At 73.2% G+C, this 25892-nt stretch carries 23 protein-coding genes; 8 read left to right on the top strand and 15 right to left on the bottom strand.

The window, feature by feature from the left end; genetic code table 11:
* Positions 1-131: 131 nt before the first annotated feature.
* A complete protein-coding gene (locus ACFY0I_RS17930; RefSeq protein ID WP_388896302.1) occupies positions 132-1109 on the top strand; it encodes a glycosyltransferase family 2 protein in 978 nt (325 codons plus the stop codon).
* Positions 1106-2845, top strand: a complete 1740-nt coding sequence (locus tag ACFY0I_RS17925) for a polysialyltransferase family glycosyltransferase (RefSeq protein WP_388896299.1) — start codon at positions 1106-1108, stop codon at positions 2843-2845. Before ACFY0I_RS17930 ends, ACFY0I_RS17925 begins: the two co-directional genes overlap by 4 nt.
* A gap of 70 nt (positions 2846-2915) precedes the next feature.
* On the opposite strand, the gene ACFY0I_RS17920 is transcribed toward ACFY0I_RS17925, so the two are convergent.
* The 6 genes from ACFY0I_RS17920 to ACFY0I_RS17895 all read right to left on the bottom strand — a co-directional run bounded on the left by ACFY0I_RS17920 (position 2916) and on the right by ACFY0I_RS17895 (position 10242).
* A complete protein-coding gene (locus ACFY0I_RS17920) occupies positions 2916-5045 on the bottom strand; it encodes a 3-hydroxyacyl-CoA dehydrogenase NAD-binding domain-containing protein (RefSeq protein ID WP_388896297.1) in 2130 nt (709 codons plus the stop codon).
* Entirely contained in the window at positions 5042-6268 is a 1227-nt protein-coding gene (locus tag ACFY0I_RS17915; RefSeq protein ID WP_388896294.1) for a thiolase family protein, read from the bottom strand. Before ACFY0I_RS17915 ends, ACFY0I_RS17920 begins: the two co-directional genes overlap by 4 nt.
* A gap of 137 nt (positions 6269-6405) precedes the next feature.
* The gene (locus tag ACFY0I_RS17910; protein ID WP_388896291.1) at positions 6406-7164 is read right to left on the bottom strand and encodes a ferritin-like domain-containing protein; all 759 of its coding nucleotides are present in this window, start codon (positions 7162-7164) and stop codon (positions 6406-6408) included.
* A 111-nt stretch (positions 7165-7275) separates the two neighbouring features.
* The gene (locus tag ACFY0I_RS17905) at positions 7276-8556 is read right to left on the bottom strand and encodes an HRDC domain-containing protein (RefSeq protein ID WP_388896289.1); all 1281 of its coding nucleotides are present in this window, start codon (positions 8554-8556) and stop codon (positions 7276-7278) included.
* Between the two features lie 90 nt (positions 8557-8646).
* Positions 8647-9309, bottom strand: coding sequence for a response regulator transcription factor (locus ACFY0I_RS17900; protein ID WP_007267191.1), 663 nt, complete (start codon positions 9307-9309; stop codon positions 8647-8649).
* Positions 9310-9585: 276 nt separating this feature from the next.
* Positions 9586-10242 (bottom strand): DUF3000 domain-containing protein, encoded by a 657-nt coding sequence (locus ACFY0I_RS17895; RefSeq protein WP_388896286.1) that lies wholly within the window; start codon positions 10240-10242, stop codon positions 9586-9588.
* Between the two features lie 91 nt (positions 10243-10333).
* Between ACFY0I_RS17895 and hemE the strand changes: the two genes are divergently transcribed.
* The gene (gene hemE, locus ACFY0I_RS17890) at positions 10334-11398 is read left to right on the top strand and encodes a uroporphyrinogen decarboxylase (protein WP_388896283.1); all 1065 of its coding nucleotides are present in this window, start codon (positions 10334-10336) and stop codon (positions 11396-11398) included.
* Between the two features lie 91 nt (positions 11399-11489).
* On the opposite strand, the gene ACFY0I_RS17885 is transcribed toward hemE, so the two are convergent.
* Both ACFY0I_RS17885 and ACFY0I_RS17880 read right to left on the bottom strand, forming a co-directional pair.
* Positions 11490-12869, bottom strand: a complete 1380-nt coding sequence (locus ACFY0I_RS17885) for an FAD-dependent oxidoreductase (RefSeq protein ID WP_388896281.1) — start codon at positions 12867-12869, stop codon at positions 11490-11492.
* Positions 12870-12930: 61 nt separating this feature from the next.
* Positions 12931-14010: a DUF4349 domain-containing protein gene (locus tag ACFY0I_RS17880; protein ID WP_388896278.1), complete on the bottom strand. Its 1080-nt coding sequence runs from the start codon at positions 14008-14010 to the stop codon at positions 12931-12933.
* Between the two features lie 139 nt (positions 14011-14149).
* Between ACFY0I_RS17880 and hemG the strand changes: the two genes are divergently transcribed.
* Positions 14150-15598: a protoporphyrinogen oxidase gene (gene hemG, locus ACFY0I_RS17875; RefSeq protein ID WP_388896275.1), complete on the top strand. Its 1449-nt coding sequence runs from the start codon at positions 14150-14152 to the stop codon at positions 15596-15598.
* A gap of 23 nt (positions 15599-15621) precedes the next feature.
* Positions 15622-16335: a hydrogen peroxide-dependent heme synthase gene (gene hemQ / locus ACFY0I_RS17870; RefSeq protein WP_281211066.1), complete on the top strand. Its 714-nt coding sequence runs from the start codon at positions 15622-15624 to the stop codon at positions 16333-16335.
* Between the two features lie 98 nt (positions 16336-16433).
* Here hemQ and ACFY0I_RS17865 read toward each other — a convergent pair whose 3' ends face one another.
* The 5 genes from ACFY0I_RS17865 to ACFY0I_RS17845 form a co-directional block, all read right to left on the bottom strand.
* Positions 16434-18173, bottom strand: a complete 1740-nt coding sequence (locus ACFY0I_RS17865) for an alpha/beta hydrolase (RefSeq protein ID WP_388896272.1) — start codon at positions 18171-18173, stop codon at positions 16434-16436.
* A gap of 198 nt (positions 18174-18371) precedes the next feature.
* On the bottom strand, positions 18372-19112 hold the full coding sequence (locus ACFY0I_RS17860; RefSeq protein WP_388896269.1) for a TIGR04222 domain-containing membrane protein: 741 nt from the start codon (positions 19110-19112) through the stop codon (positions 18372-18374).
* An 82-nt stretch (positions 19113-19194) separates the two neighbouring features.
* Entirely contained in the window at positions 19195-20238 is a 1044-nt protein-coding gene (locus ACFY0I_RS17855; protein ID WP_388896266.1) for a TIGR04222 domain-containing membrane protein, read from the bottom strand.
* Positions 20235-21617, bottom strand: coding sequence for a DUF692 family multinuclear iron-containing protein (locus tag ACFY0I_RS17850; protein ID WP_388896263.1), 1383 nt, complete (start codon positions 21615-21617; stop codon positions 20235-20237). Before ACFY0I_RS17850 ends, ACFY0I_RS17855 begins: the two co-directional genes overlap by 4 nt.
* Positions 21618-21739: 122 nt before the next feature.
* Complete coding sequence (locus tag ACFY0I_RS17845; RefSeq protein WP_388896260.1) at positions 21740-22549, bottom strand: peptidyl-tRNA hydrolase; 810 nt, start codon at positions 22547-22549, stop codon at positions 21740-21742.
* 71 nt (positions 22550-22620) lie between these two features.
* Here ACFY0I_RS17845 and ACFY0I_RS17840 point away from each other — a divergent pair, with 71 nt between their 5' ends.
* Both ACFY0I_RS17840 and ACFY0I_RS17835 read left to right on the top strand, forming a co-directional pair.
* On the top strand, positions 22621-23295 hold the full coding sequence (locus tag ACFY0I_RS17840; protein ID WP_388896258.1) for an AIM24 family protein: 675 nt from the start codon (positions 22621-22623) through the stop codon (positions 23293-23295).
* Between the two features lie 45 nt (positions 23296-23340).
* Positions 23341-23535, top strand: a complete 195-nt coding sequence (locus ACFY0I_RS17835) for a hypothetical protein (RefSeq protein ID WP_388896255.1) — start codon at positions 23341-23343, stop codon at positions 23533-23535.
* A 21-nt stretch (positions 23536-23556) separates the two neighbouring features.
* Here the strand turns inward: ACFY0I_RS17835 and ACFY0I_RS17830 are convergent, their stop codons facing one another.
* The gene (locus ACFY0I_RS17830) at positions 23557-24465 is read right to left on the bottom strand and encodes a polysaccharide deacetylase family protein (RefSeq protein WP_388896252.1); all 909 of its coding nucleotides are present in this window, start codon (positions 24463-24465) and stop codon (positions 23557-23559) included.
* Positions 24466-24482: 17 nt separating this feature from the next.
* Positions 24483-25415, bottom strand: a complete 933-nt coding sequence (locus ACFY0I_RS17825) for a PPK2 family polyphosphate kinase (protein WP_388896249.1) — start codon at positions 25413-25415, stop codon at positions 24483-24485.
* Positions 25416-25689: 274 nt separating this feature from the next.
* On the opposite strand from ACFY0I_RS17825, the gene ACFY0I_RS17820 reads away from it, so the two are divergent.
* Positions 25690-25892: hypothetical protein (locus tag ACFY0I_RS17820; RefSeq protein WP_388896246.1), on the top strand; the 203-nt coding region annotated here is incomplete at its 3' end.

Here is a 25892-nt window from a genome sequence, read left to right as displayed (position 1 = left end):
GGGGCTTCCGAGTGGTTCTGTCATGATGGCGACCTGTTAGTCGAACGTAGAGTGGAGGGTCGTGCGGACGGCCCGCGCGGGGAGCCTCCCGGAGTCGTGTGTGGAAAATGGGGAGAAGGTGAGTGCCTCCGATGGTGACCCTTTCGGTAATCGTCGCGATGTGTGACGTCCGAGACTATTGCCGGACGGCGCTCAAGTCCTTGGTGTTGAATGCCCGGGAGGATTTCGAATTCATCGTCGTGGACGACGGTTCCACCGACGGGACATCGGAGATCCTGCGCGAGATGGTGCCGGGCATTCCCGGTGCCGTACTGATCAGCAATCAGCGGAACCTGGGAATATCGGCCACCCGGAACATCGGCCTCGCGGCCGCCCGCGGCCGGTTCTTCACCTTTCTCGACGGTGACGACTGGTACGCCCCCGGTTATCTCGCCCAACTGGTCGGCTGGATGAGCCAGTCGGGAGTCGACTTCCTGCGCACCGGCCACGTCCGGGTGTACGGGCGGAAGCGCAGGATAGTCATGGCGCCGCTCGCGCCCCGGGCCCTTCCGCTGAATCCCGTGGACTGGATAGGTCCCGTGGACGCCTCCACCTTCATGGACTATCCCCAGTCCTGGGCGGGCATCTACGACCGCCGGCGCCTCCTGGAGGTCGACGCGCTCCACTTCGACGAGAGCCTGCGGACCGCTGAGGACCGGCCCTGGTTCTACAAGCTGCACCTGCGGACCGGCTCATTCGGCGTCGTCGACCTCCACGGCATCTTCTACCGCCGCGACGTGTCGACGTCCCTCACCAAGGCCCCGGACGAACGCCAGCTCGACTTCCTCCCGGCCTTCCGGCTGATTTTCCAGGAGCTGTCGCACCATCCGCGCGGATATGAACTGTCGTTCAAGGCGATGCGCACCCTGTGCGCGCTCATCGTCATTCACCTGGACCGCGCCGAGTCGTACGAGGAAGCGACCCGCGAACTGCTGAGGGAGCGCGGAGCCGGGATCCTGTGGGAGCTGCCCCAGGACGTGGTCGAGGGAACGCTCGCGGGAATGGACTCCGGACGCGTGAACAAGCTCAGGGCGCTGATGGCCCGACACCAGGGCGCCGCCGCCCGATGACCCGCATCTTCGCCGCCTCCACCCTCTACGGCGCGATGACGGTGGCCGCCGCCATCGACGCCGGCCAGCTCGGCCAGGACGACCGCGAACGCGTCCTGCTGGTCTGCAACAACGTCGAGATCCCCGAGGTCGCGACGCCCCTGCACCACATGCCGGGCGCCGCCGCCGTCCTCGCGCGCTTCCACCGCGTCGTCTACTGGAACGACCTGATCTACCCCTTCCACCCGGCGCTGTGGGCCCCGCGCGACGAGGACGCCCCGCTCTGGCGCACCGTCATGGCGGAGAAGATGGGCATCCGCCCCGGCCCCCTGGAACTCGTCGTCGAATCGATCCAGGTCAAACCCGCCCAGACGCTCTGCAGGATCTTCTCGGACGCCACGCTCGCCGTGTACGCCGACGGCGTCATGAGTTACGGCCCCACCCGCAACGACCTCCCCCGCGCGATCCACGGCCGGATCACCCAGGTCCTCTACCTGGACCTGGTCCCCACCCTGCTGCCGATGCTCCTCACCGAGTACGGCATCCCCTCCCAACCCGTGCACACCGCGGCCGTCCTCGAGCTGATGGCGGAGGTCACCGACGCGTGCCGGGCCATCCTCGACCGGGTGATCCCACCACGGCTCGCCCGCAACGGCCCCGACACCGCGGTCCTCCTCGGCCAGTACCTCTCCCCCCTCGGCATCCTCACCGAGGAGGAAGAGGAGGACCTGCACCTACGGATGTTCACGAACGCGCTCCGGCTCGGTTTCACCTCGGTCGTCTTCAAGCCGCACCCCAGCGCCCCCTCCAGCCTCGCCGACACCCTCGGCCTCGCCGCCCGGGACGCCGGGGTCGCCTTCCTCGTCCTGGACGTGCCCGTCCTCGCCGAGACGGTCTTCGAGTACCTCGCCCCCCGCCAGGTCATCGGCTGCTTCTCCACCGGCCTGTTCACCGCCCGCGCCCTCTACGGGATCCCCGTCGCGCAGATCGGCGCGCTGGAGGTCATCCGCAGGATGCGTCCGTACGCCAACAGCAACCGCATCCCCGCCACCCTCACCCACGCCCTGCTGCCCGACCTGGAGGCGCCCACCGGCCATCCGGCCGACCGGGTGCTGGACGTCGGGCACATCCGGGCGGAGGTCACCTCGTACGTCCAGGCCGTGGGCTACTGCATGCAACCCAAGCGGTACGCCTTCCTGCGCCCGGTGGCCGAGGAGTACGTCGCCGCGGCCGTCGACCAATGGGAGGGCCGCCCCGAGCTGTCCATGCACTTCAACGAACGCACCCGGACCCGGCTGGACCTGCCCGGCCCCCGCACCTGGAAGTGGCGCAAGGGCAAGGGCTGGACGCTCCGCGGCGGCCGGGACCGCAACCAGCCGGACGACGTGCCCTTCACCGACATCACCCTCAGCGGCTTCGCCTCGCTCGTCGAGGCGAAGGACGACCGGGGCGTCCTGGAGGTCGGCGCGCGCCTGCTCGCCGAGCACGAGAACCTCGACCTGCTCATCGGCATGGCCCAGGCCCACGTCCGCCGCAAGGAGACCGACCAGGCCCTGCGGCGCCTGAAACGGGCCGTGGAGATCTCGGCCGGCAGCGGGCGCGCCCTGGTGTGGCTGCGGATCTCCGAGACCGCCGCGAAACTCGGCAAGCCCGGTGACGAGCTGCGCCGCGAGGCCGCCCGCAAGGCACTCGGCATCAACCCCGATTCGCCGGCCGCCCGGCGCCTCGTCAAGAACGGCCGCCCCGGCCGCAAGTAGGGCGGGCGCCGCACGCGAAAGGGCCCGTCCGCACGGGGTGCGGACGGGCCCTTCCTGCTGCCTACGGGTGTTACGCGGGAACGCTCGCCACGCCCGGGGCGAGGAACTTCTTGCCGTTCACCCGCTCCGAGACGCCCTCACGGTCCAGGTACGGAGTGATGCCGCCCAGGTGGAAGGGCCAGCCCGCACCGGTGATGAGGCAGAGGTCGATGTCCTGGGCCTCGGCCACGACACCCTCTTCCAGCATCAGACCGATCTCCTGCGCCACCGCGTCCAGGACGCGGTCGCGGACCTGCTCCTCCGTCAGGACGGAGTCGCCCTGCACGAGGAGCGCGGCGACCTCGGGGTCCAGCTCCGGCTTGCCGGAATCGTAGACGTAGAAGCCGCGCTTGCCGGCCTTGACCACGGCCGCCAGGTTCGGGGAGACGGTGAAGCGCTCCGGGAAGGCGCGGTTCAGGGTCTCGGAGACGTGCAGACCGATCGCCGGGCCCACGAGCTCCAGCAGCACCAGCGGGGACATCGGCAGACCGAGCGGCTCGATGGCCTTCTCGGCGGTGACCACCGGGGTGCCCTCGTCGATGACGTTCTGGATCTCGCCCATGAAGCGGGTCAGGATGCGGTTCACGACGAACGCCGGGGCGTCCTTCGTCAGGACCGCGGTCTTCTTCAGCTTCCGGGCGACACCGAAGGCCGTGGCCAGCGAGGCGTCGTCGGTCTGCTCACCGCGGACGATCTCCAGCAGCGGGAGGATCGCGACCGGGTTGAAGAAGTGGAAGCCGACCACGCGCTCCGGGTGCTGGAGCTTGGAGGCCATCTCGGAGACCGACAGCGAGGAGGTGTTGGTGGCGAGGATCGCGTGCGCCGGGGCGACCGCCTCGACCTCCGCGAACACCTTCTGCTTGACGGACATCTCCTCGAACACGGCCTCGATGATGAAGTCCGCGTCCGCGAAGCCCTCGGCCTTGTCCAGGACACCGCTGACCAGGGCGGTCAGGCGGTTCGCCTTGTCCTGGTTGATGCGGCCCTTGCCGAGCAGCTTCTCGATCTCGGCGCGGACGTAGCCCACGCCCTTGTCCACGCGCTCCTGGTCGATGTCGGTGAGGACCACCGGCACCTCCAGGCGGCGCAGGAACAGCAGCGCCAGCTGCGAGGCCATCAGACCCGCGCCGACGACGCCGACCTTGGTGACCGGACGGGCCAGGGACTTGTCCGGGGCGCCGGCCGGGCGCTTGGCGCGCTTCTGGACCAGGTTGAAGGCGTAGATGCCCGAGCGCAGCTCGCCGCCCATGATGAGGTCCGCGAGCGCGGTGTCCTCGGCGTCGAAGCCGGCCTGGAGGTCGCCGTCCTTGGCCGCGGCGATGATGTCCAGCGCGCGGTAGGCGGCCGGAGCGGCGCCGTGCACCTTGGAGTCCGCGATGAAGCGGCCCTTGGCGACGGCCGCGTCCCAGGCCTCGCCGCGGTCGATGTCCGCGCGGACGACCTCGGTGGTGCCGTTCAGGACGTTCGCGGTCCACAGGAGCGACTGCTCCAGGAAGTCCGCGCCCTCGAAGAGCGCGTCGGCGATGCCGAGCTCGAAGACCTGCTTGCCCTTGAGCTGACGGTTCTGGTTGAGGGAGTTCTCGATGATGACCGAGACCGCGCGCTCGGCGCCGATCAGGTTCGGCAGCAGGGCGCAGCCGCCCCAGCCCGGAACCAGACCGAGGAAGACCTCGGGCAGCGAGAACGCCGGGATGGCCTTCGAGACGGTGCGGTAGGTGCAGTGCAGACCGACCTCGACACCGCCGCCCATCGCCGCGCCGTTGTAGTAGGCGAAGGTCGGGACCGCGAGGGCCGCCAGACGCTTGAAGACGTCGTGGCCGCCCTTGCCGATGGCGAGCGCCTCGTCGTGCTTCTTCAGCAGCTCGACGCCCTTGAGGTCGGCGCCGACCGCGAAGATGAACGGCTTGCCGGTGATGCCCGCGCCGACGATGGAGCCCGCGAGGGCCTCCTGCTCGACCTGGTCGATCGCCGCGTTCAGGTTGGCGAGGGACTGCGGGCCGAAGGTGGTCGGCTTGGTGTGGTCGAAGCCGTTGTCCAGCGTGACGAGCGCGAAGCGCCCGGCGCCGAACGGCAGGTCCAGGTGACGGACGTGCGCGGACGTGACGACCTCGTCCGGGAACAGCTCGGCCGCGCCCTTCAGGAGCTCAGCGGTGGTGCTCACTTGGAGTCTCCCTCGGCGTTGAAGTTCGGGTTCTCCCAGATGACCGTCGCGCCCATGCCGAAGCCGACGCACATGGTGGTCAGGCCGTAGCGGACGTGCGGCTGCTCCTCGAACTGGCGGGCCAGCTGGTTCATCAGGCGGACGCCGGAGGAGGCCAGCGGGTGGCCGAACGCGATGGCGCCGCCGTACTGGTTCACGCGGGCGTCGTCATCGGCGATGCCGTAGTGCTCCAGGAAGGCCAGCACCTGCACGGCGAACGCCTCGTTGACCTCGAACAGGCCGATGTCCTCGATGGTCAGACCGGCCTGGGCCAGGGCCTTCTCGGTGGCCGGGATCGGGCCGTAGCCCATGACCTCCGGCTCGACACCCGCGAAGGAGTACGAGACCAGGCGCATCTTGACCGGGAGGTTGTTCTCCCGGGCGAAGTCCTCGGACGCGATGATCGCGGCGGTGGCACCGTCGTTGAGACCGGCGGCGTTGCCCGCGGTCACGTTGCCGTGCACGCGGAACGGGGTCTTCAGGCCGGCCAGGTTCTCCAGCGTGGTGCCCGGGCGCATCGGCTCGTCGGTGGTGACCAGGCCCCAGCCCGTCTCACCGACCGCCTCGTTGGTGTTGCGCACCGAGATCGGGACCAGGTCCTGCTGGATCTTGCCGTCGGCGTACGCCTTCGCGGCCTTCTCCTGCGAGCGCACGGCGTACTCGTCGGCGCGGAGCTTGGTGATCGTCGGGTACCGGTCGTGCAGGTTCTCGGCGGTCATGCCCATGAACAGGGCGGACTCGTCGACCAGCTTCTCGGAGACGAAGCGCGGGTTCGGGTCCACGCCCTCGCCCATGGGGTGACGGCCCATGTGCTCGACACCGCCGGCGAGGGCGACGTCGTAGGCACCGAAGGCGACACCGCCCGCGACGGCGGTCACGGCGGTCAGCGCGCCGGCGCACATGCGGTCGATGGAGTAGCCCGGTACGGACTGCGGGAGGCCCGCGAGGATGCCGGCCGTACGGCCCAGCGTGAGGCCCTGGTCACCGATCTGCGTGGTCGCGGCGATGGCGACCTCGTCGATCTTCTTGGGGTCCAGGTCCGGGTTGCGGCGCAGCAGCTCCCGGATCGCCTTCACGACGAGGTCGTCGGCGCGGGTCTCGTGGTAGATGCCCTTCGGGCCCGCCTTGCCGAACGGGGTGCGGACGCCGTCGACGAAGACGACGTCCCTGACGGTACGAGGCACGTTGGCTCTCCTCCAGGTGCGGGTGTGCACTGCTGCGCGGGGGCGTCCCGGGACGTGGTCCTGAGCGCCCGCTCACCCGGCCCATGCTACTTGTGGGTAACCAATGTGCACACCCCCTCCCCGAGGAGCGGCGAAGGTCACACCGTCAGGCGTCCCGCCACCGGCTCCGTCACGGGGCCGTCCGCCATCGCCGAGGCCATGACCGCCGAGGAGCGCAGCACGTCCACGACGAAGGCGCGGCGCCCCACGCCCAGGGCGCGCAGCGCCGGACCGTGGTCGACGGCCACCACGACGGCCGCCCCCGCGAGCAGCACCCGCCAGCCCGCGGTCACCGCCCGCCGCGCGGGCCGGGGGAGCGGCGCCAGGCCCTCGTTCAGCCGCCGGCAGTGGAAGGGGACGTGTCGCTCCTCGTCCGCCAGCAGCCGGCGCGCGACCTCCGAGGCCAGCGGATCCGGGCTGCCGTCGCGCAGGGCCCGGTAGTAACGCAGCGACACCACCTCGGCGACCATCAGCACGAGCAGCTCCAGCTTGAGCCCCATCAGGCGGCGCAGGCGTACGAACGCGGCGTCGCTCCAGTGCCCCTCCAGCGTTCCCGCACCGCCGGCCGTCAGCAGCAGGGCCAGCATCCTCGCGTGGTTCTGCTCCTCGGCGACGAACAGCCGCACCGCCGCGGCGTACGCGTCGTCGCCCGCGCGGTCCGCCTTGCCGGTCAGGGCGGAGCCGTCGCCGTCCTCGCCCACCTGGAACTTCTGGACGCTGCGGACGATCTCGACGGGCAGTCGGGCCCCGAGCCCCCAATCGGGGTCCCCCAGAGCCGCGCGGCGTCGGCGTTCGGCCTCGAACTCCTCGACCCATGCCGCATAAGTGGTGTCGTTCGCGTTCCCCGTTTTGATCATGTTCAAGAAACTAGCGATTGTTGAGCGTGTTCAAAAGGTGCGGGGTGTCATGGCCGCGTAACAAAAAGCCCCCGGCCGTCGGCCGGGGGCTTTCGTGGTGGAGGAACGGACTCAGTCGGTCGCCGCGAGGGCGGTGACGAGGGCCGCGGTGACCTGCTCGATCTGCCAGGGGCGGGCGCCGTGGGCCGCGAGGGCCTCGGTCACCGTGCCGGCGTCCAGCCGTTGCGGCGGCTCCCAGCACAGCCGGCGGACGGTGTCCGGGGTGATCAGGTTCTCCTGGGGCAGGTTCAGCCCCTCGGCGAGCGCGGAGACGGCCGTGCGGGCGGCCGACAGCCGGGCCGCGGCGGCCGGGTCCTTGTCCGCCCAGGAACGCGGCGGCGGCGGGCCCGCCGTACTGGCACCGGGCTGCGGCAGCTCGTTCTCGGGCAGGGCCTTCGCCCGGTCCACGGCGGCCATCCACTGGTCCAGCTGACGCCGACCCATCCGCTGCCCGTATCCGGGCAGGGCCGACAGCGCGTGCGCGTTCGCCGGCAGGGCCAGGGCGGCCTCGACGATCGCGGCGTCGCCCAGCACCTTGCCGGGCGACACGTCCCGACGCTGGGCGATCTTGTCGCGGGACTCCCACAGCTCCCGTACGACGGCCATCTGCCGGCGGCGGCGCACCTTGTGCATGCCCGAGGTGCGGCGCCACGGGTCCTTGCGCGGCGGCGCGGGCGGGGCGGAGGCGATGGCGTCGAACTCCTGGTGGGCCCACTCCAGCTTGCCCTGCCGGTCCAGCTCCTTCTCCAGCGCGTCCCGCAGGTCCACCAGCAGCTCCACGTCCAGGGCGGCGTAGCGCAGCCAGGGCTCGGGGAGCGGTCGGGTGGACCAGTCGACGGCGGAGTGGCCCTTCTCCAGTACGTAGCCGAGCACGCTCTCGACCATGGCACCGAGTCCGACCCGGGGGAAACCGGCGAGCCGCCCCGCGAGCTCGGTGTCGAACAGGGAGGTGGGTGTCATGCCTATTTCGCGCAGGCACGGCAGGTCCTGGGTGGCGGCGTGCAGGATCCACTCGGTGCCGTTCAGGGCCTCGCCGAGGGCGGAGAGGTCGGGGCAGCCCACCGGGTCGATCAGCGCGGAGCCGGCCCCCTCGCGACGCAGTTGCACCAGGTAGGCGCGCTGGCCGTAGCGGTATCCGGAGGCCCGTTCGGCGTCGACCGCGACGGGTCCGGTCCCGGCCGCGAAGGCCGCGACCACCCGGGCGAGGGCGTCGGCGTCGGCCACGACCGGCGGGATGCCCTCGCGGGGCTCCAGCAAGGGGATCGGCGGCCCATCGGACGAAACCGTGTCGTCCGGGGGGCCGCCCCCGGTGGTGGTGCGCAGGTCTGCTGCGGTCTCTTGGGCGTCGGTCACCGGTCAAGGGTATCCGTGGATGTGACGCGCCCGTCGCCGGAACGTTCCGTCGACGGGCGCGAGGGGGAAAAGGCGGACGATCTCCGGGTCCTAGTGGATGATCCCGGTCCGCAGGGCGACGGCGACCATCCCGGCCCGGTCGCCGGTGCCCAGCTTGCGGGCGATCCGGGCGAGGTGGGACTTGACGGTCAGGGCGGACAGGCCCATCGAGACGCCGATGGCCTTGTTGGACTGGCCCTCCGCGACGAGGCGCAGGACCTCGACCTCGCGGCCGGAGAGCTCGCGGTAGCCGCCCGGGTGGCTCGGGGCACCCGGGGGGCGGCGGTGCATACGGGCGGCGGCGGCACCGATGGGGGCGGCGCCGGGCCTGGTGGGGAGCCCGATGTTGGTACGCGTACCGGTGACGACGTAGCCCTTCACGCCGCCCGCGAGGGCGTTGCGCACGGCGCCGATGTCGTCGGCGGCGGACAGGGCCAGGCCGTTCGGCCAACCGGCGGCCCGGGTCTCGGAGAGCAGGGTGAGACCGGAACCGTCGGGCAGGTGTACGTCGGCCACGCAGATGTCGCGCGGGCTGCCGACGCGGGGGCGGGCCTCCGCGATGGACGACGCCTCGATGACGTCACGGACTCCGAGCGCCCACAGGTGACGGGTCACGGTGGAGCGGACGCGCGGGTCGGCCACGACGACCATGGCGGTCGGCTTGTTCGGGCGGTAGGCGACCAGGCTTGCGGGCTGCTCGAGAAGAACGGACACCTAGGCCTCCTGGGGGAGTGGCGGGACGAGCCGGCGGGGGGAAGGAAGCCGGTGCGAACCGTGCGGATGGTCACTGACTCCTTCGGCACGTCACCCGCCCGGCTTTAGGGAATGATCACGATTTAGTGAGTAACAATTCGGGCAATTCGGACGCACGATCGATCAGGGGATGATCAGAAGCCCGCAACGGATGCGCTGTTCTGACACTCCGTGACGGACCCGATCGGTCGTTCGCGCCGCGCACGTGCGACCGGACGGCCCCGCGGGGCCCCTCGGCTACGGGTGGTGCGGACCGCGTCGCTGTGGCAGGGACACCACGCCGGTGGCGGTGTCCGTCGGCCCCGCCGGGGGCAGCCCGGCGATCTGGCACAGCAACTCGCACCAGGCGGCGAGGTGCGCCGATGTCTCCGGCACCCCTCCCGCCCCCTCCCGCGGCGTCCAGGAGGCCCGGATCTCGATCTGCGTCGCGGGACGCCGCTCCGCGAGTCCCCCGAAGTAATGGGAGCTCGCCATCGTCACGGTGCCGCTCGGCTCCCCGTACGTGAGCCCGCGCGCGTCCAGCGCCCCGGTCAGCCAGGACCAGCACACCTCCGGGAGGAGCGGGTCCGCGGCCATCTCCGGCTCCAGTTCCGCCCGTACGAGCGTCACCAGACGGAAGGTCCCGTGCCAGGCGTCGTGCCCGGACGGGTCGTGGAGCAGGATCAGCCGGCCGTCGGCCAGGTCGTCCTCGCCGTCGACGACCGCCGCCTCCAGCGCGTAGGCGTACGGCGCCAATCTCTGCGGCGGCTTCGTCGGGTCGATCTCGATCCCGGGGCGCAGCCGCGCCATCCTCAAGCCGTCGACCGCCCGCCGGAACGGGAGCGGGACCGAGCTCTCCTTCGCGCTGTCCACACCGTCAGCGCCATCTGAAAATCGTCCCTGAGCCGCAGCCATGCCGGGAAGACTAGGCGGAACGAGCGCCCCTGCGGCGCAGGGACACCCGCACCGGGCCGGGCACTTCTTCATACGTGCGAGGATTTGGGTCGTGAGTGCCAACGAACGCCCCACGGGCCAGCCGAGCCAGACGTACGATTCCGCCTTCCTGAAGGCGTGCCGGCGGGAGCCGGTTCCGCACACCCCGGTGTGGTTCATGCGGCAGGCGGGGCGCTCGCTCCCGGAATACCGCAAGGTGCGCGAGGGCACGGCCATGCTGGAGTCCTGCATGCGCCCCGACCTGGTCACCGAGATCACGATGCAGCCGGTGCGGCGCCACCGAGTGGACGCGGCGATCTTCTTCTCCGACATCGTCGTCCCGCTGAAGGCCATCGGCATCGACCTCGACATCAAGCCGGGCGTCGGCCCCGTCGTCGCCCAGCCGATCCGCCGCCGCGAGGACCTCGCACAGCTGCGCGACCTCACCCCGGAGGACGTCTCGTACGTCACCGAGGCGATCGGCATGCTCACGAGTGAACTGGGCTCCACGCCGTTGATCGGTTTCGCAGGCGCGCCCTTCACCCTCGCGAGCTACCTCGTCGAGGGCGGGCCGTCCAAGAACCACGAGCACACCAAGGCCCTGATGTACGGGGACCCGCAGCTGTGGGCGGAGCTGCTGGACCGGCTCGCGGAGATCACCTCGGCCTTCCTCAAGGTGCAGATCGAGGCCGGCGCCTCGGCGGTCCAGCTCTTCGACTCCTGGGTCGGCGCGCTCGCCCCCGCGGACTACCGCCGCTCGGTGATGCCGGCGTCGGCGAAGGTCCTGGAGTCCGTGGCCTCGTACGGGGTCCCGCGCATCCACTTCGGCGTGGGCACCGGCGAGCTGCTCGACCTGATGGGCGAGGCCGGCGCGGACGTCATGGGCGTCGACTACCGGGTCCCGCTCGACGAGGCCGTCCGGCGCGTCGGCCCCGGCAAGGCGCTCCAGGGCAACCTGGACCCGGCCGTGCTCTTCTCCACCACGGAGGCCGTGGAGGCCAAGACCGACGAGGTCCTCGCCGCCGCCGCCGGCCTGGAGGGCCACATCTTCAACCTCGGTCACGGCGTGCTGCCCACCACGAACCCGGACGCGCTGACCCGCCTCGTGGAACACGTCCACACCCGCACCGCCCGCTGATCCCCCCGCCGCTCCCCGCCGGAGCGGCAGCGACGCGCCGCAGGACACCGCCTGCGGCGCGTCGGCGTTTCCGGGGCCGGCGGGGCGGGACCTACACGGCCGCCCGGACCGCCGAGACGGCCTTGCGGGCCGCCACCAGGACGGGGTCCCACACCGGGGAGAAGGGCGGGGCGTAGCCCAGGTCCAGGGCGACGACCTGCTCCACCGTCATGCCCGCCGTCAGGGCGACGGCGGCGACGTCGACCCGCTTCGCGGAGCCCGCGCCGCCGACGATCTGCACGCCCAGCAGGCGGCCCGTGCGGCGCTCGGCCAGCATCTTGACCGTCATCTCCGTGGCGCCCGGGTAGTAACCCGCCGTGTTGGTGGAGGTGATGGTGGCCGTCACGAAGCGCAGGCCCGCCTCCAGCGCGTCCCGCTCGCGCAGTCCGGTGCGGGCGATCTCCAGGTCGCACACCTTGCTCACCGCGGTGCCCACCACCCCGGGGAAGGTGGCGTAGCCGCCCCCCGCGCCGGCGCCGATGACCTGGCCGTGCTTGTTGGCGTGCGTGCCCAGCGGGATGTGCCGGGTGCGGCCCGCCACCAGGTCCAGGACCTCCACGCAGTCACCGCCCGCCCACACGTCCTCGTGACCGCGCACCCGCATCGAGAGGTCCGTCAGGATGCCGCCCGAGGTGCCCAGCGGCAGTCCCGCCGCGCGGGCCAGGGCCGTGCGCGGTTCGACGCCCATGCCGAGCACCACCACGTCCGCCGGGTACTCCTCGCCGGTCGCCGTCGTCACGGCGCGGGCCCGGCCCTCCTCGTCGGTGAGGACGGCCGTCACCTCCGCGCGGGACACCGTACGGATGCCCATCCGGTTCATCGCGCTGTGCACCAGGCCGCCCATGTCGGGGTCGAGCGTGGCCATGGGCTGCTCGCCGCGGTGCAGGACGGTGACCTCGAAGCCCCGACCGACCAGCGCCTCGGCCATCTCCACGCCGATGTACCCCGCGCCGACGACGACCGCCCGGCGGCCACGCGCGCGTTCCAGGGACGTCATCAGGCGCTGACCGTCGTCCAGGGACTGGACGCCGTGCACACCGTGCGCGCCGATGCCGGGCAGTCGGGGGCGCACCGGGCGGGCGCCCGTCGCCAGGACCAACTTGTCGTACGCGGTCCACGATTCGGCCCCGGAGTCCAGGTCGCGGGCGCGGACCCGGCGCCCGGCCAGGTCCAGCTCGACGACCTCCGTGCGCGTGCGCAGGTCGATGTCCCGCTCCCGGTGCTCCTGCGGGGTCCGGGCGATCAGGTCGTCCCGCTCGGCCACCAGGCCGCCGATCCAGTACGGGATCCCGCACGCGGAGTACGAGGTGAAGTGGCCGCGCTCGAAGGCGACGATCTCCAGCTCCGCGGGGCCCTTCATCCGCCGGGCCTGTGACGCCGCGGACATCCCCGCCGCGTCACCTCCGACCACCACCAGTCGTTCCGTCGCCATCGTCCGCCCCGTTCCGTGCCGCCGTCGTCCTACGGGGCCACCGTACGGGCGTCCCGCGCGCTCAGCCCTCCCGGTCCGCTCCCGGTCCACCGGCGCCCCGGCCGGGGGCCGGGCCGGAGGCGGTACCGGAGGCCGGGGCGGCAGGTGCCTGAGCGTCGGGACCGGGCGCGTCGGGGCCGGGCGCGGCGGGCGCCTGGGCCACCCGCTCCTGGCGCGGGACCCAGGTGGGTTCGGCGGCGGGCTTCGGCTTCGCCGGCCGGAGCTTGCGGTAGGCCCGGAACCCGAGCGCGAACAGGGCCGCGGCCACCGCGAACGGCAGGACCGCCGCGAGGGCGAGGAGGAGGTAGCGGACCACCGTGGTGAACACCGACCAGCCGGCGGCCAGCGCGTCACCGAAGCCCGTCTCCTCCTCCTTCTCCTCCGTCGTCGCCGGTGAGGGCTCCGAGACGGACAGCGTGACGGTGCCCAGGGAGGTCCGGTCCTTCAGCGCGGTCTGCTGCGCCAGCAGCGACTCCAGGTCGGACTGGCGCCGACTCAGTTCGCCCTCCAACATGACCACGTCACCCAGCGCCGTGGCCTTGTCCATCATCTCCCGCACCCGGGCCACGCTGGCCTGCTGGGACTTGACCCGGCTGTCGACGTCGGCGACCTTCTCGGTGACGTCCTGCGCCTCCACCTTGCGGTTCAGGAGCTTGCCGCTGCCCTCCAGGGCGCCGATCACCGCGTCGAAGCGTTCGCCGGGCACCCGCAGGGTCAGCGTCGAGGTCATCCGACCGTCCTTGCCGCGCTGGGTGGACTCGTTGCCGACGTACCCGCCCGCGCCCTCCGCCGCCGTACGGGCCGCCGCCAGGACCTTCTGCGGCTCGGCCGTCTCGATGCCGAGCGCCCCGGTGCGGATCACGTGCGGGCGGACCACGGTGGGGGCCTGAGAGGCGTTCGGGGCCTTGGCGTCGGCCGCGGCCGGCGGGGCGACCGCCTCCGCCCCGGCCCTGCCCGCCTCCGGGCCCCTCGGGGCGGCGACCGCGCCCCGGTCGGCCGAGGAGTCGGAGCCGTCGGCCCCGCAGCCGGTCAGCGCGAGGGCCCCGGCCAGGGAGAGGGCCGCGACGGCGGCCGCCGTGCGGTGTCTGTGGAGCGTGCGCATCGTGAGTACCCCCGAGGATCCGTCGAATGTCGCCCGTTCGACGTGCGGCGCCCCTGCCCCGGTTTCGCACGCCCGGTCCCGGACCGGTAGCGATGAGGTCACGGTCCGGCCTCGGCGGGCGGTCTGAGACGATGTGTCCATGGATGAAGCGGACACCCGTACGGACCGCCCGGGAACCCCGGGGCACGCCGTCGTCATCGGCGGCGGCATCGCGGGTCTCGCCGCGGCCCACCGGCTGCTGGCCGCCGGCGTCCGCGTCACCCTGCTGGAGGCCGGACCGCGCCTCGGCGGCAAACTGCACGCGGGCGAACTCGCGGGCCTCCCCGTGGACCTGGGCGCCGAATCCGTGCTCGCCCGCCGCCCCGAGGGGGTCGACCTGGCCCGCGCCGTCGGCCTCGCCGACGCCCTCCAGCCGCCCGCCACCGCCACCGCCCACCTGTGGACCCGCGGCGCCCTGCGCCCCATGCCGCGCGGCCACGTCATGGGCGTCCCGGCCGAACCCGGCCCGCTCGCCGCCTCGGGCGTGCTCTCCGCCGAGGGACTGGCCCGCATCGAGGCCGAACGAGACCTGCCGCCCGTCGAGATCGGCGAGGACGTCGCCGTCGGCGAGTACGTCGCCGCCCGCCTCGGCCACGAGGTCGTCGACCGGCTCGTCGAACCCCTCCTCGGCGGGGTGTACGCGGGCAACGCCTACCGCATCTCGATGCGCGCCGCCGTGCCCCAGCTCTTCGACGCGGCCCGCTCCCACCCGATGCTCGGCGAGGCCGTACGGGACCTCCAGGACCGCGCCGCCCGACAGCCGCAGGCCACCGGACCCGTCTTCGCCGGCATCGACGGCGGCATCGGCCGGCTGCCCCTGGCCGTCGCCGAGGCCTGCCGGGCCGCGGGCGCCGACCTGCGCACCGCAGCCCCCGTCCGCGAGGTCCTGCGGACCGCGAGCGGCTGGCGCGTCGTCACCGGCTCCGAGGTCATCGACGCCGACGCCGTGGTGCTGGCCACCCCGGCGGGCCCCGCCGCCGACCTGCTGGCCGGCCCCGCCCCCGCGGCCGCCGCCGAACTGCGCGCGGCCGAGTACGCCTCCATGGCCCTGGTCACCATGGCCTTCCGACGCTCCGACCTGCCGCACTCGATCGCCGACGGCGGCGCCAGCGGGTTCCTCGTACCGCCCGTCGACGGCCGCACGATCAAGGCCTCCACCTTCTCCAGCAACAAGTGGGCCTGGTCCGGGGTCGATCCGGACCTCTTCCTGCTGCGCACCTCCGTCGGCCGGCACGGCGACGAACAGGACCTCGAGCGGGAGGACGCGGAACTCGTCGACGTCTCGCTCGCCGACCTCGCCGAGGCCGTCGGCCTCGCCGCCCGACCCGTGGCCTCCACGGTCACCCGCTGGGACCGCGGCCTGCCCCAGTACCCCGTCGGCCACCTCGCCCGGGTCGCCCGGATCCGCGACGCCGTCGCGGCCCTGCCCGGCCTCGCCGTGTGCGGCGCCCTCTACGACGGCGTCGGCATCCCGGCCTGCGTCGCGAGCGCGGGGAAGGCCGCCGATGTGGTCATCGCCTCGTTGGCCACCCCTGGCGCAGACCACTGATCAGCACACGGGACAATGGACACATGACTGCACCGGAGAAGATTCCCAACGCGGGGAAGAAGGCGAAGGACCTCAACGAGGTCATCCGCTACACCCTGTGGTCCGTCTTCAAGCTGAAGGACGTCCTGCCCGAGGACCGTACCGGCTTCGCCGACGAGGTCCAGGAGCTGTTCGACCAGCTGGCCGCCAAGGACATCACCGTCCGCGGCGCCTACGACGTCTCCGGCCTGCGCGCCGACGCGGACGTCATGATCTGGTGGCACGCCGAGACCGCGGACGAGCTGCAGAGCGCCTACAACCTGTTCCGCCGCACCAAGCTGGGCCGCGCCCTGGAGCCGGTCTGGTCGAACATGGCGCTGCACCGCCCCGCCGAGTTCAACAAGTCGCACATCCCGGCCTTCCTCGCCGACGAGGTCGCCCGCGAGTACGTCAGCGTCTACCCCTTCGTGCGCAGCTACGACTGGTACCTGCTGCCCGACGAGGACCGTCGCCGCATGCTCAAGGACCACGGCATGATGGCTCGCGGCTACCCGGACGTCCGCGCCAACACCGTCGCCTCCTTCTCGCTCGGCGACTACGAGTGGATGCTGGCCTTCGAGGCCGACGAGCTGTACCGCATCGTCGACCTCATGCGTCACCTGCGCGCCTCCGAGGCCCGCATGCACGTCCGTGAAGAGGTGCCCTTCTACACCGGGCGCCGCAAGTCCGTCGCCGATCTGGTGGCCGGACTCGCCTGATACCTCCCCTGGGGGGAAGGACCGGAGGACTCGACCTCCTCCGGGGATCGGGAGGCCCTGCCCCCGAATCGACGCAGCCGGAGACCCCGCCCGGAAGTTCAGACGACTGGCGGCAGCAGCGCCCTGGGAGCGCCCACTGCCCGGTCGTCCAGCGACACCGGTGCGGGCTCCGGATGCGGCGCACACGCGGTGCGCCACCCCGGAGTGGCGCCCGTCAGCAAGTACCGCTCCACCCGCCGGTCCACGCACGCGTTGCGTCCGCCGGCCACCCCGTGGTTGCCCGCCCCCTCCTCGGTGACCAGTGCCGCCAGCGGGCCGAGCCGCCGTTGCAGCTCCAGCGCACCCCGATGGGGCGTCGCCCCGTCCCGTTCCGCCGCCACGATCAGCGTCGGGGGCAGGCGCGTCGGGCCCGCCCCCACGGCCACCGGCCGTTGCCGCCGCTCCACCGGCCAGAACGCGCAGGGCAGGTTCAGGAACGCGTTCGCCCAGGTCTCGAAGGGCGCCCGGCGCGCCAACTCGGTGTTGTCCCGGTCCCAGGTCTCCCAGTCGGTCGGCCAAGGGGCGTCGTTGCACAGCACCGCCGTGTAGACGGCCGTCGCGTTCGCCGCCTCGGCCGCGTCCCCCGGTCGCGGTCCCGCCTGTTCGACCAGCGGCCCCGGATCGCCCCGCAGGAACGCCGCCAGCGCCGCGGCCCGCTCCGGCCAGACGTCGTCGTAGTAGGCGGTCTGGAGGAACGCCGCGTGCAGTTCGCCCGTCCCGACGACCCCGTCCGCCGGATCCCGGGACACGGCCTCCCGGACCCGCTCGTAACTCGCCTGTACGGCCCGCGCGGTGGTGCCGAGCCCGTACGTGGCGTGGTGGCGGGCCGCCCAGGTCCGGAAGTCGGACCAGCGCCGCTCGAAGCCGGGGGCCTGGTCGAGGTTGTTGCGGTACCAGATGCGGCGCGGGTCCGGGTCCACGGCCGAGTCGAACACCATGCGCCGTACGTGCCCCGGGTACCGGGTGGCGTACACCGCCCCCAGGTACGTGCCGTACGAGGCCCCCATGAAGGTCAGCCGGTCCTCGCCGAGCGCGGCGCGGAGCACGTGCAGGTCGCGGACGTTGTCCAGGGTCGTGTGGTGCGCCAGGGCCTCGCCGGCGTGCCGCGCACAGCCGAGGGCGTACGTCCGGGCCGCCTCGATCCGCTCCCGCTTGTACGCGGCGGAAGGCTCGGCGGGGACCCGGGTCGGGCCGGCCTGCGGCGGCGCGGCCGGGTCCCGGCAGGAGAGCGGGGCGGAGCGGCCGACGCCGCGCGGGGCGTAGCCGACGAGGTCGTAGGCGGCGGCGACGCCGCGCCAGGCGGGGAGCCCGGCGAACAGCGGGAAGTACATGCCGGAGGCGCCCGGACCGCCCGGGTTGTGGACCAGCGCGCCCTGCCGTGCGGCGCCCCCGCGGCCGGTGGCCGGGACCCGGCTGACGGTCAGCGAGATCTGCGGGCCGTCGGGGCGGGCGTAGTCGAGCGGGACGCGCAGGGCGGCGCACCGCACCGGGTCGGGCAGCGCCTCGACGACGGGGCAGCGGCCGAAGACGAGCCCACCGCCGGCCCCACCGCCGGCCCCACCGCCGGCTCCGCCTCGGGCCGCGAGGGCGGCGCGAAGGGCGACGCGGACGGCCCCGGCGTCCTCGGCGGCGGTCCGGGCGTCGGCAGTGGCGGTTCCGGCGTCGGCGGCGGTTCCGGCGCTCCCGGTGTCCTCGGCGGCGGCCGGGGAGGGTAGGCACAGGGCGAGCGACAGTGCCGCCAGGGCGGCGGCGCGGCGGGTGGGCGTCGTGCGGCGGCGGGCGGGCGTCGGCATCCGCATGGCGGCTCCTTCGTCTCATCGGCTGGTCCGATGAGATGCCAGGTCCGCCGCCCTGTACAGGCGCATCGCCGCAGGCCCCGGGCCCGGCCGCCGTTACCGCCCGATCGGCCCCCGGACGGCCTGCGGACGGCCCCCGCACGGCCTGCGCCGCGTCGAAGTCCCGGCGGGGTGACGGGGGTCCGCCGCCGTGAGGGGCCGTCAGGCGAGCGCCGCCCGCAGCTCCGGATCGGCCACGGCCCGCACCCCGTGCACGGCCACCGCGGTGAGGGGGTCCGGGGTGCCGCCCTCGCGTTGCAGCTCCAGCAACAGCCGCCGGCCCGAGGGGGACGCCCAGGGGGAGTGGCGGTGGCCCTCGAAGCGGGCGACGGCCTGGCAGCTCAGGGTGAGCAGCAGCGGCAGCGAGAACCACCACAGCACGGTCACCGTGATGCCCCTGTCGGAGGGGGCCGCCGCCAGCGAGGCCGCCGCCATGGCGAGCACCAGCCAGGTGGCCCGGCGGACCGCGCGCAGGCCCTCCGCGAGATCACCCCGTACCGCCTCGGGGACGGTGAGTCCGGCCGCTCCCAGCCGGTCCGCGAGTTCCCGTACGGCCGGGTGAGCGGCGGTCGCGGTCCGCAGGTCCCGGACCGGGGACTGCCCCTGCGGGTCGAACGCCTCCAGCAGGGCCCGCTCGTGAGGGTCCCGCCCGACGGGGTCGACGACGGTGGCCCAGCCGGTGTGGGCGAGGAGCAGCCGCCGGCCGCGCTCCATGGACAGCAGCGTCACCACGGCGACCCGGTCCGGGCCGCCGGCCAGGTACGCGGCCTCGTACAGGCTCAGCCGGTGTTCGATGGTGAAGCTCTCGGCGGAGCCGGCGGCCTCGGTCGTGGCGCGCAGGAGCCGGACGCAGGCCAGCAGCACGCCGGCCCACGCCAGCAGGAGGAACAGGACCCAGAACATGCCTGATTCCTACCCGTTGTCGGAGCCGGTGGTCAGGGCGCCGCGCACATGTGAGCACCTCGTGACCTGTGATGACGGACGTTCAGGAACTGCTGCTGCCACAGCTGGAGCTGCTGCTCCCGCAACTGGAACTTGAGGAACCGCAACTGGAACCGGACGACGAGCAACTGGAGCCTCCGCCCCCACCGCAGCTGCCGCCCGACGATCCGCATCCCGGCCCCGAACCGCAGCCGGACCCGCCTGCGCCACCGCCCCCGCCGTCGGAGGACGCGCACCAGACGACCGGGACCATGAACTCGTCGGAACCGGACGACCCGGACGAGGAGTGCATCCGGTGCGGCCGGTGCCCGGCCGCCCGGGCCTGGGCGGCGGCGAGCCGGGCCTCGCGGGCCGCCGGCACCAGGTGCGAGCGCAGGTACGGGTCCTGAAGACCGCGCAGCCCGAACAGGGCGGTCTGCACGTGCGGTGCCGGGTTTCCCAGGTGCTGCGCCCGGATCTCCCGGAGCGCGGCCTGCCCGGCCGCGGTGATCCGCCGACCGGCGCGCTTCGCGCAGACGATGCCCATCACGAGGCCGCCGATGAGGGCGGGCAGCACCGCGAGGGCGAACGGGACCCGGGGACCGGCGGCCAGCGCGAGGGTGACGATGGTGATCGGGATCGAGGCGAAGGCCAGGAGCGCGCACAGCAGGGCCTGGAGCATGCCCCAGCGCCGCCGGCCGCGCCCGGACCCGGGTGCGGCGACGAGGCCGCGGGCGGCCAGCGCGTCACCGATCTCCTGCACCGCCGGGTCGAGCATGGCGGCGTAGCGGATCCGGTAGAGCCAACCGGACGGCGCCTCCCGGCCGGCCAGCAGCACGGCCCGCTCGGCGGGGTCGCCGGCCCGGGCCCCGGACCGTACGTGGATGATGCCCGGCCCGCCGATCGCCAGGCGGCCGTCGCCCAGGAGGGAGACGAGCGCGGCATCGACGACGGCCCCGGGGCCGCCCGCCATGAAGGCGGCCTCGGACAGGTCGTGCAGCCGCGGCGCGGGTCCGGCCACCGGGGGCCGGGCGCGGCGCAGGGAGATCAGGAGCAGGGTGGTGGAGGTGACGACGGCGATCCACACGAGGGCGATCAGGATGCTCACGCGGCTCTCCCCACCAGGGCGCGGGCCCAACGGACGATCCGGCGGGGCGGTCGGGCGCCGGCCCGGTCCCGCCACCAGGTGGTGAGGCGGCGCCGGGCGGCCGGGTCGGCGGGCAGGTCCTGGATGAGCAGGTGCTCGGCGAAGTCCAGGGCGTCGCGGCGGTAGCCGGCCGTCATGGGGCGTTGGCGGGCGTAGGCGAGGAAGGCGGTGCGGTAGGCGGCGGGGCCGCCGAGCAGGTCGGGCAGCTCGGGCGCGACCTTGGCCACGACGGAGGCCCGCTTGGCGGCCAGCGCCCGGGCCTGGACGCGGATCCGCTGCCGGTCGAAGCCCTCGGGCACCGGGGTTCCGGCGACCAGCGCCGACAACAGGGCGGCCTGCCCGAGCCCGAGCCGGGTGCGGGCCGCCCCGGTGTCGGGGGCGTCGTCGTCGGGCGCGGCGGCGCGGGCGGCCGGGGCGGCGCGCCCGTCGGGCGCCGTGGCGCGGGTGTCCCGGGCGGTGCCTTCACCGGGCGCCGCGTCCGGCAGGGCGGCCGGCCCCGTCCGGTCCGGTCGTCGGGCGCCGGGGGCGGCGCCGACCACGGCCCGGATCCGCTCCAGTTCCCCGGCCAGCTCGGCCTCCGGCGGGAAGTCGTCGTCCCGCTCCAGCAGCACCCCCGGCGGGTCCACCCGCTCGCGCAGCTGCGCGAGGACGTCGAGCACCACCGGCGGCACCGGGTGCGCGTGCGTGTCGTGCCAGACGCCGTCGCGCTCCACGCCACCGGCGACGTGCACGTACGCGAGCGCCTCCAGCGGGATTCCGTCGAGGACGGTCGCCGGGTCCTCGCCGCGGTTGACCCGGTTGGTGTGCAGGTTGGCGACGTCGATGAGGAGCCGTACGCCGGTCCGCTCGACCAGCTCCGTCAGGAACTGCCCCTCCGTCAGCTCCTCCCCGGGCCAGGCGAGCAGCGCGGCGATGTTCTCCAGGGCCAGCGGCACGGGCAGCGCGTCCTGCGCGATCCGGACGTTCTCGCACAGCACGGCCAGCGCGTCGCGGGTGCGGGGCACGGGCAGCAGGTGGCCGGCCTCCAGCGCGGGCGAGGTGGTCCGTACGAAGGCGATGTGCTCGGTGACCAGCGGCGCCCCCAGCGCCACCGCCCGCTCCGCGAGCGCGGCCAGCTTCCCGGCGTCGGGCCGGTCGGCTCCGCCGAGGCCCAGCGAAACCCCGTGCGGGACGACGTGGACGCCGCGCTCGCGCAACCTCAGCAGTCCGGGGTGCAGGTGGCCGGGGCAGGCGTTCTCCGCCACCACCTCGACCCAGTCCAGGCCCGGCAGCCGTTCGACCGCGTCCGCGATCTCCGGCCGCCAGCCGATGCCCACCCCCAGGCGCGTCATGGGCTTCATGTCGCCGCCCCCCTCTTGTCTTCGGTCCGTCGGACCGTGTGCCGGTGTGATGACCCTGTCGGAGCCCGGCCAACCCGCGTGGGGGGACGTTCAGAGCATGATTTGAGGTTCCCGCCGGAGCCTCAAAGTCGTGCCCGCAGGGCCGGATGGTCCGCGACGACCGTGCAGGACCCCGGGGCGATCTCCGTGAAACCGGCGTCCCGCACCACCGGGAGCCCGCTCCCGCCGAGCTCGGACCACCGCTCGCGCGGGGCCGTGCGCACGGCCAGTCGGAAACCGGAGTCCCGCCACGCCGTCCGCTCGGCCGGGGACAGCTCCCACCAGGCCAGCTGCGCCGCGTGCCCGACCTGCGCCATCGCCTTGCCGGCCGACATGCCGAGGTCCGGGTTGAGCCACAGCACCGGGAGGCCGGCGGCGGCCGGGGGGACCGGTTCGGGGTCGTCCAGGTCGGTGCCGGAGACCTGGAGCTTCGCCAGTTCCTTGGGCCAGCCGTCCAGCGGCACCGGCGGGAAGACCCGTACCCGGGACGCGGCGCCGCTGACGGTGATGCCCGGCAGGGTCTCCGCCTTGCGCCACTCCGCCCCGCGCGCCCGCCGGACCACCTTGCGGATCCGGGCGTCCTGCCAGTCGCGGACGGCCTCCGCCCACTCGCCCTCGCCGTGCGCGCGCTCGTCCGTCAGCAGGACCAGCACCGCGCGGGCCGCCGTCTCCAGGGCGTCCGTCCGGGCGGGCGGCTCGGCCTTCTCGATCCGTACGACCAGCGGCAGGACGAACTGCGGGGCCTCGTCGCGCGGTACGCGTTCCAGGCGGAAGGGGCTGTCCGCCCCGACGGCGGGAACGACGGCGGGGGCGTCGGCGGGGCCGCCCGCGGATACCGGCGCGCGTCCGCCCGCGGGTACGTCTGTGGTCTCGTTCGTGTGCCGGCTGCTCATCCTGCCAAGGATGCCGGCCTCCGACCTGAGGAGGATGCTCCGGGTCCCCTCCCCGCGCGAGGATCGGAGCCATGAAGAGCGACCTTTTCGCGTCCGAGAACTTGGCCCAGCCGGCCGCCGCGCCCGGCATGACCCTGCAGAACGCCAAGTCCGTCAAGTACACCGTCAACGGAGAGGTGCTCGCCCGGCAGGGCGCGATGGTCGCCTTCCGGGGGAACCTGCAGTTCGAGCGGAAGGGGCAGGGCATAGGCGGCATGCTCAAGCGTGCCGTGACCGGCGAGGGGCTCGCGCTGATGTCCGTACGCGGCCAGGGCGAGGCCTGGTTCGCGCACCAGGGCGGCAACTGCTTCATCGTCGACTTCGAACCCGGCGACGCGCTGACCGTCAACGGCCGCAACGTCCTGTGCTTCGACCCGACGCTCTCCTACGAGATCAAGATGGTCAAGGGCGCCGGCATGACCGGCGGCGGCCTCTTCAACAGCCACTTCACCGGCACCGGCAAGCTCGCCGTCGTGTGCGACGGCAGCCCCATCATCATCCCCGTCACCCCGCAGGAGCCGGTCTTCGTCGACACCGACGCGGTCGTGGGCTGGAGCGCCCGGCTGGAGACCGGCCTGCACCGCTCGCAGTCCGTCGGCTCCATGATCCGGGGCGGGTCCGGGGAGGCCGTCCAGCTGAAGCTGAGCGGCGAGGGCTTCGTCATCGTCCGCCCCAGCGAGGTCACCGAGGCGGCGGCCTCGCACTGAACGGCCCCCGGCCGGCCGGGGGCCGGGGTGGGTAGGCTCGTACGCATGGACCGACCGCAGGAGAACGACGCGTCGTACTGCCCCGCCCCGGCCGCACCCGCCGGGCGGGTGCCCGGGCCGCCGTACGCCGACTGCCTGGAGTGCGGCAAACCCACCGAGTACGGGGTCGCGACCCCGGGCATCGTGCTGTGCCCGGTCTGCGAGTGGCAGGAGGCGCAGCGCACCGCCTGCTCCGGCTGACCGGGCGGCGCGCCGCCCGGGTTACTTGCCGATCAGGTCGGACACCTTCACGAAGCGGTACCCGCGCGCCCGGAGTTCCGGGACGATCTTCCGGATGGCCTCCTCGGTGACCGGGGCCGCGCTGCGCGTGCAGTGCATGACCACCACCGAGCCGGGCTTCACCCCGGCGAGCACCTGCTCGGCCACCGCGTCGGGGTCCTGCGCGAAGGCGTCCCCGCTGACCACGTCCCACTGCACGGCGGTGACCTTCGCCTCGCGGAGGGAGTGCAGCGCCCGGTCGTCGTAGCAGCCTCCGGGGAAGCGGAAGTACGGCACGGTGTTGACGGCGCCGGCCGTCCGGAACGCCGCGAAGGCCCGGTCGACGTCGGCCCGCGCGGCCTCGTCGTCGAGGGTGGGGAGCCCGTAGCAGGGCGCCTTGAAGGCGTGGTGGCTGTACGAGTGGTTCGCGATCTCGAAGTTCGGATCGGTGCCGATGGACTTGGCCTGGTCCGGGTACTCCTCGGCCCATCGACCGGTCATGAAGATCGTCGAGGGCACCTGGAGCCGGCGCAGGGTGGAGATCAGCTCGGGGTTGTCGAAACGTTCCCCCGAGGCGGCGCGCGGCCCCTGGTCGGAGGTCATGTCGGCGTCGAACGTCAGGGCGACGGTCTTGTCGCTGCGCTGGCGCGCCCGCTCGAAGACCGGGGTCAGGCCGTTCGGGCCGGGGGCCATGGTCGGTGCCCGGCCCGGCGGGCCGGCCTGCGGGGAGGCGCCGGAGGGGGCGGGGGAGACGGACTGCGGGGCACCCGGGGCGGAGGCCGCGGGGCTCCCCATACGGGCCTGGCCGTCGCCCCGGGACGGAGCGGTGCCGCCCCCGCATCCCGCGAGGGCGGCACCCAGGGCAGCACCGAGGACGGCCACGACGGCCGCTTTGCGCACAGAAGTGGTCACGTAGGCAAAATATATGACTATGTGGCAATCAGGCGGGTGCGGCACTCCTCCACGTCGAAGTCACCCGGCGGGTACGCCGGAGCCAGCTCCTCCAGGTGCTCCAGCAGGAGCCGGCCGACCGCCCAGTTCCGGTACCACTTCCGGTCCGCGGGCACGACGTACCAAGGCGCCTCCGGTGTCGAGCAGCGCTCCAGCGCCAGCTCGTACGCCCGCTGGTAGGCGGGCCACGCGGCCCGCGCCTCGATGTCGTCCGGACTGAACTTCCAGTGCTTGTCCGGATCGTCCAGCCGCGCCAGCAGACGCCGGCGCTGCTCCTCGTAGCCGAGGTGCAGGAAGACCTTGACGACGGTCACCCCGTCGTCCGCGAGGTCCTTCTCGAACCGGTTGATCTCGGCGTATCGGCGTTTCAGCACGCTGCGCGACACCAGCTCGCGCACCCGGGCGACGAGGACGTCCTCGTAGTGCGAACGGTCGAAGATGCCGATCTCCCCCGGCAGCGGGAGGGCGTTCGTGACGCGCCACAGGAACGGGTGGTCCAGTTCCTCGGGCGTGGGCGCCTTGAAGGACCTGATCCGGCAGCCGGACGGGTTGAACAGCCCGATCACGTGCTTGACCGTGCCGCCCTTGCCGCTGGTGTCCATGCCCTGGAGGACCAGCAGGACCCGGCGGCGGTCGCCCGCGGTGCTCGCCGCGTACAGCCGGTCCTGGAGGGAGGCGAGCCGTTCGGCCATCAGGGCCGTCGCGGCCAACCCGGACGCCTTGTCCGCGGGACCCGCGGGCTTCCCCGCCGGGTCCAGGGCGGCCAGATCCACCCGCTCCCCGACGGGAACCCGGAGCACCGGCCCGAGCGCCGGCCCGCCGGGGCGGCCGCCGCTCTCGCGCCCTCGGCTCTTTGGTTCGTCTTCCTTTCGCTTCCTGTTCCCGCCGGCTTCCTTGTCCTTCTTGGCCACTGCCAACACCCCATTCGATCGGTTCCGTCCGATCTTCCGGCAGGTCGAACAGGTTCGCGACATGGAAGGGGCCGATGCTGAACCACTCCCGCCGGTTCCCGGACCGGCACGGCCCTCCCGTGCGGGCGCCCGAGCCCTGGAACGCGCCACAACGCCGTTGCGGGGACGCCGGGTTTGAAATCGAAACTCTGATTGGGTAGACAGGTGGGTCATTGCACGATGCACCTGCGAAGCAGTGGCGGCCGAACACGAACTCCCCGGGGGCGGGTCAGAAGTGACGGATCACGTACCGATCAATCCGTGCACGATCCCGCAGTTCACGGGTGACCTGGCCGCGTTGGAGTCGGACCGGGCGAAGTTGGATTCGGCGGCGGGGACGTTTCGTGATGCCGGGTCGAACGTGGATGCCGAGTTCCAGGGTCTGTCGGCGTTCTACACGGCGCCGGAGGCGGCGCAGTTGTTCGCGACGACGAAGCC

Origin of the sequence: Streptomyces sp. NPDC001568, assembly GCF_042893755.1 — a bacterium.
GTDB lineage: Bacteria > Actinomycetota > Actinomycetes > Streptomycetales > Streptomycetaceae > Streptomyces.
This window is presented reverse-complemented; position numbering and strand designations above follow the sequence as displayed.

What these genes read in the sequence shown, in the direction of transcription:
- ACFY0I_RS17910 (WP_388896291.1), bottom strand. Translation starts at nt 7,164, where the DNA reads ATGATCAAAACGGGGAACGCGAACGACACCACTTATGCGGCATGGGTC.
- ACFY0I_RS17835 (WP_388896255.1), top strand. Translation starts at nt 23,341, where the DNA reads ATGGACCGACCGCAGGAGAACGACGCGTCGTACTGCCCCGCCCCGGCC.
- ACFY0I_RS17925 (WP_388896299.1), top strand. Translation starts at nt 1,106, where the DNA reads ATGACCCGCATCTTCGCCGCCTCCACCCTCTACGGCGCGATGACGGTG.
- ACFY0I_RS17885 (WP_388896281.1), bottom strand. Translation starts at nt 12,869, where the DNA reads ATGGCGACGGAACGACTGGTGGTGGTCGGAGGTGACGCGGCGGGGATG.
- ACFY0I_RS17865 (WP_388896272.1), bottom strand. Translation starts at nt 18,173, where the DNA reads ATGCGGATGCCGACGCCCGCCCGCCGCCGCACGACGCCCACCCGCCGC.
- ACFY0I_RS17860 (WP_388896269.1), bottom strand. Translation starts at nt 19,112, where the DNA reads ATGTTCTGGGTCCTGTTCCTCCTGCTGGCGTGGGCCGGCGTGCTGCTG.
- ACFY0I_RS17895 (WP_388896286.1), bottom strand. Translation starts at nt 10,242, where the DNA reads ATGGCTGCGGCTCAGGGACGATTTTCAGATGGCGCTGACGGTGTGGAC.
- ACFY0I_RS17880 (WP_388896278.1), bottom strand. Translation starts at nt 14,010, where the DNA reads ATGCGCACGCTCCACAGACACCGCACGGCGGCCGCCGTCGCGGCCCTC.
- hemG (WP_388896275.1), top strand. Translation starts at nt 14,150, where the DNA reads ATGGATGAAGCGGACACCCGTACGGACCGCCCGGGAACCCCGGGGCAC.
- ACFY0I_RS17845 (WP_388896260.1), bottom strand. Translation starts at nt 22,549, where the DNA reads ATGAGCAGCCGGCACACGAACGAGACCACAGACGTACCCGCGGGCGGA.
- ACFY0I_RS17850 (WP_388896263.1), bottom strand. Translation starts at nt 21,617, where the DNA reads ATGAAGCCCATGACGCGCCTGGGGGTGGGCATCGGCTGGCGGCCGGAG.
- hemQ (WP_281211066.1), top strand. Translation starts at nt 15,622, where the DNA reads ATGACTGCACCGGAGAAGATTCCCAACGCGGGGAAGAAGGCGAAGGAC.
- ACFY0I_RS17930 (WP_388896302.1), top strand. Translation starts at nt 132, where the DNA reads ATGGTGACCCTTTCGGTAATCGTCGCGATGTGTGACGTCCGAGACTAT.
- ACFY0I_RS17840 (WP_388896258.1), top strand. Translation starts at nt 22,621, where the DNA reads ATGAAGAGCGACCTTTTCGCGTCCGAGAACTTGGCCCAGCCGGCCGCC.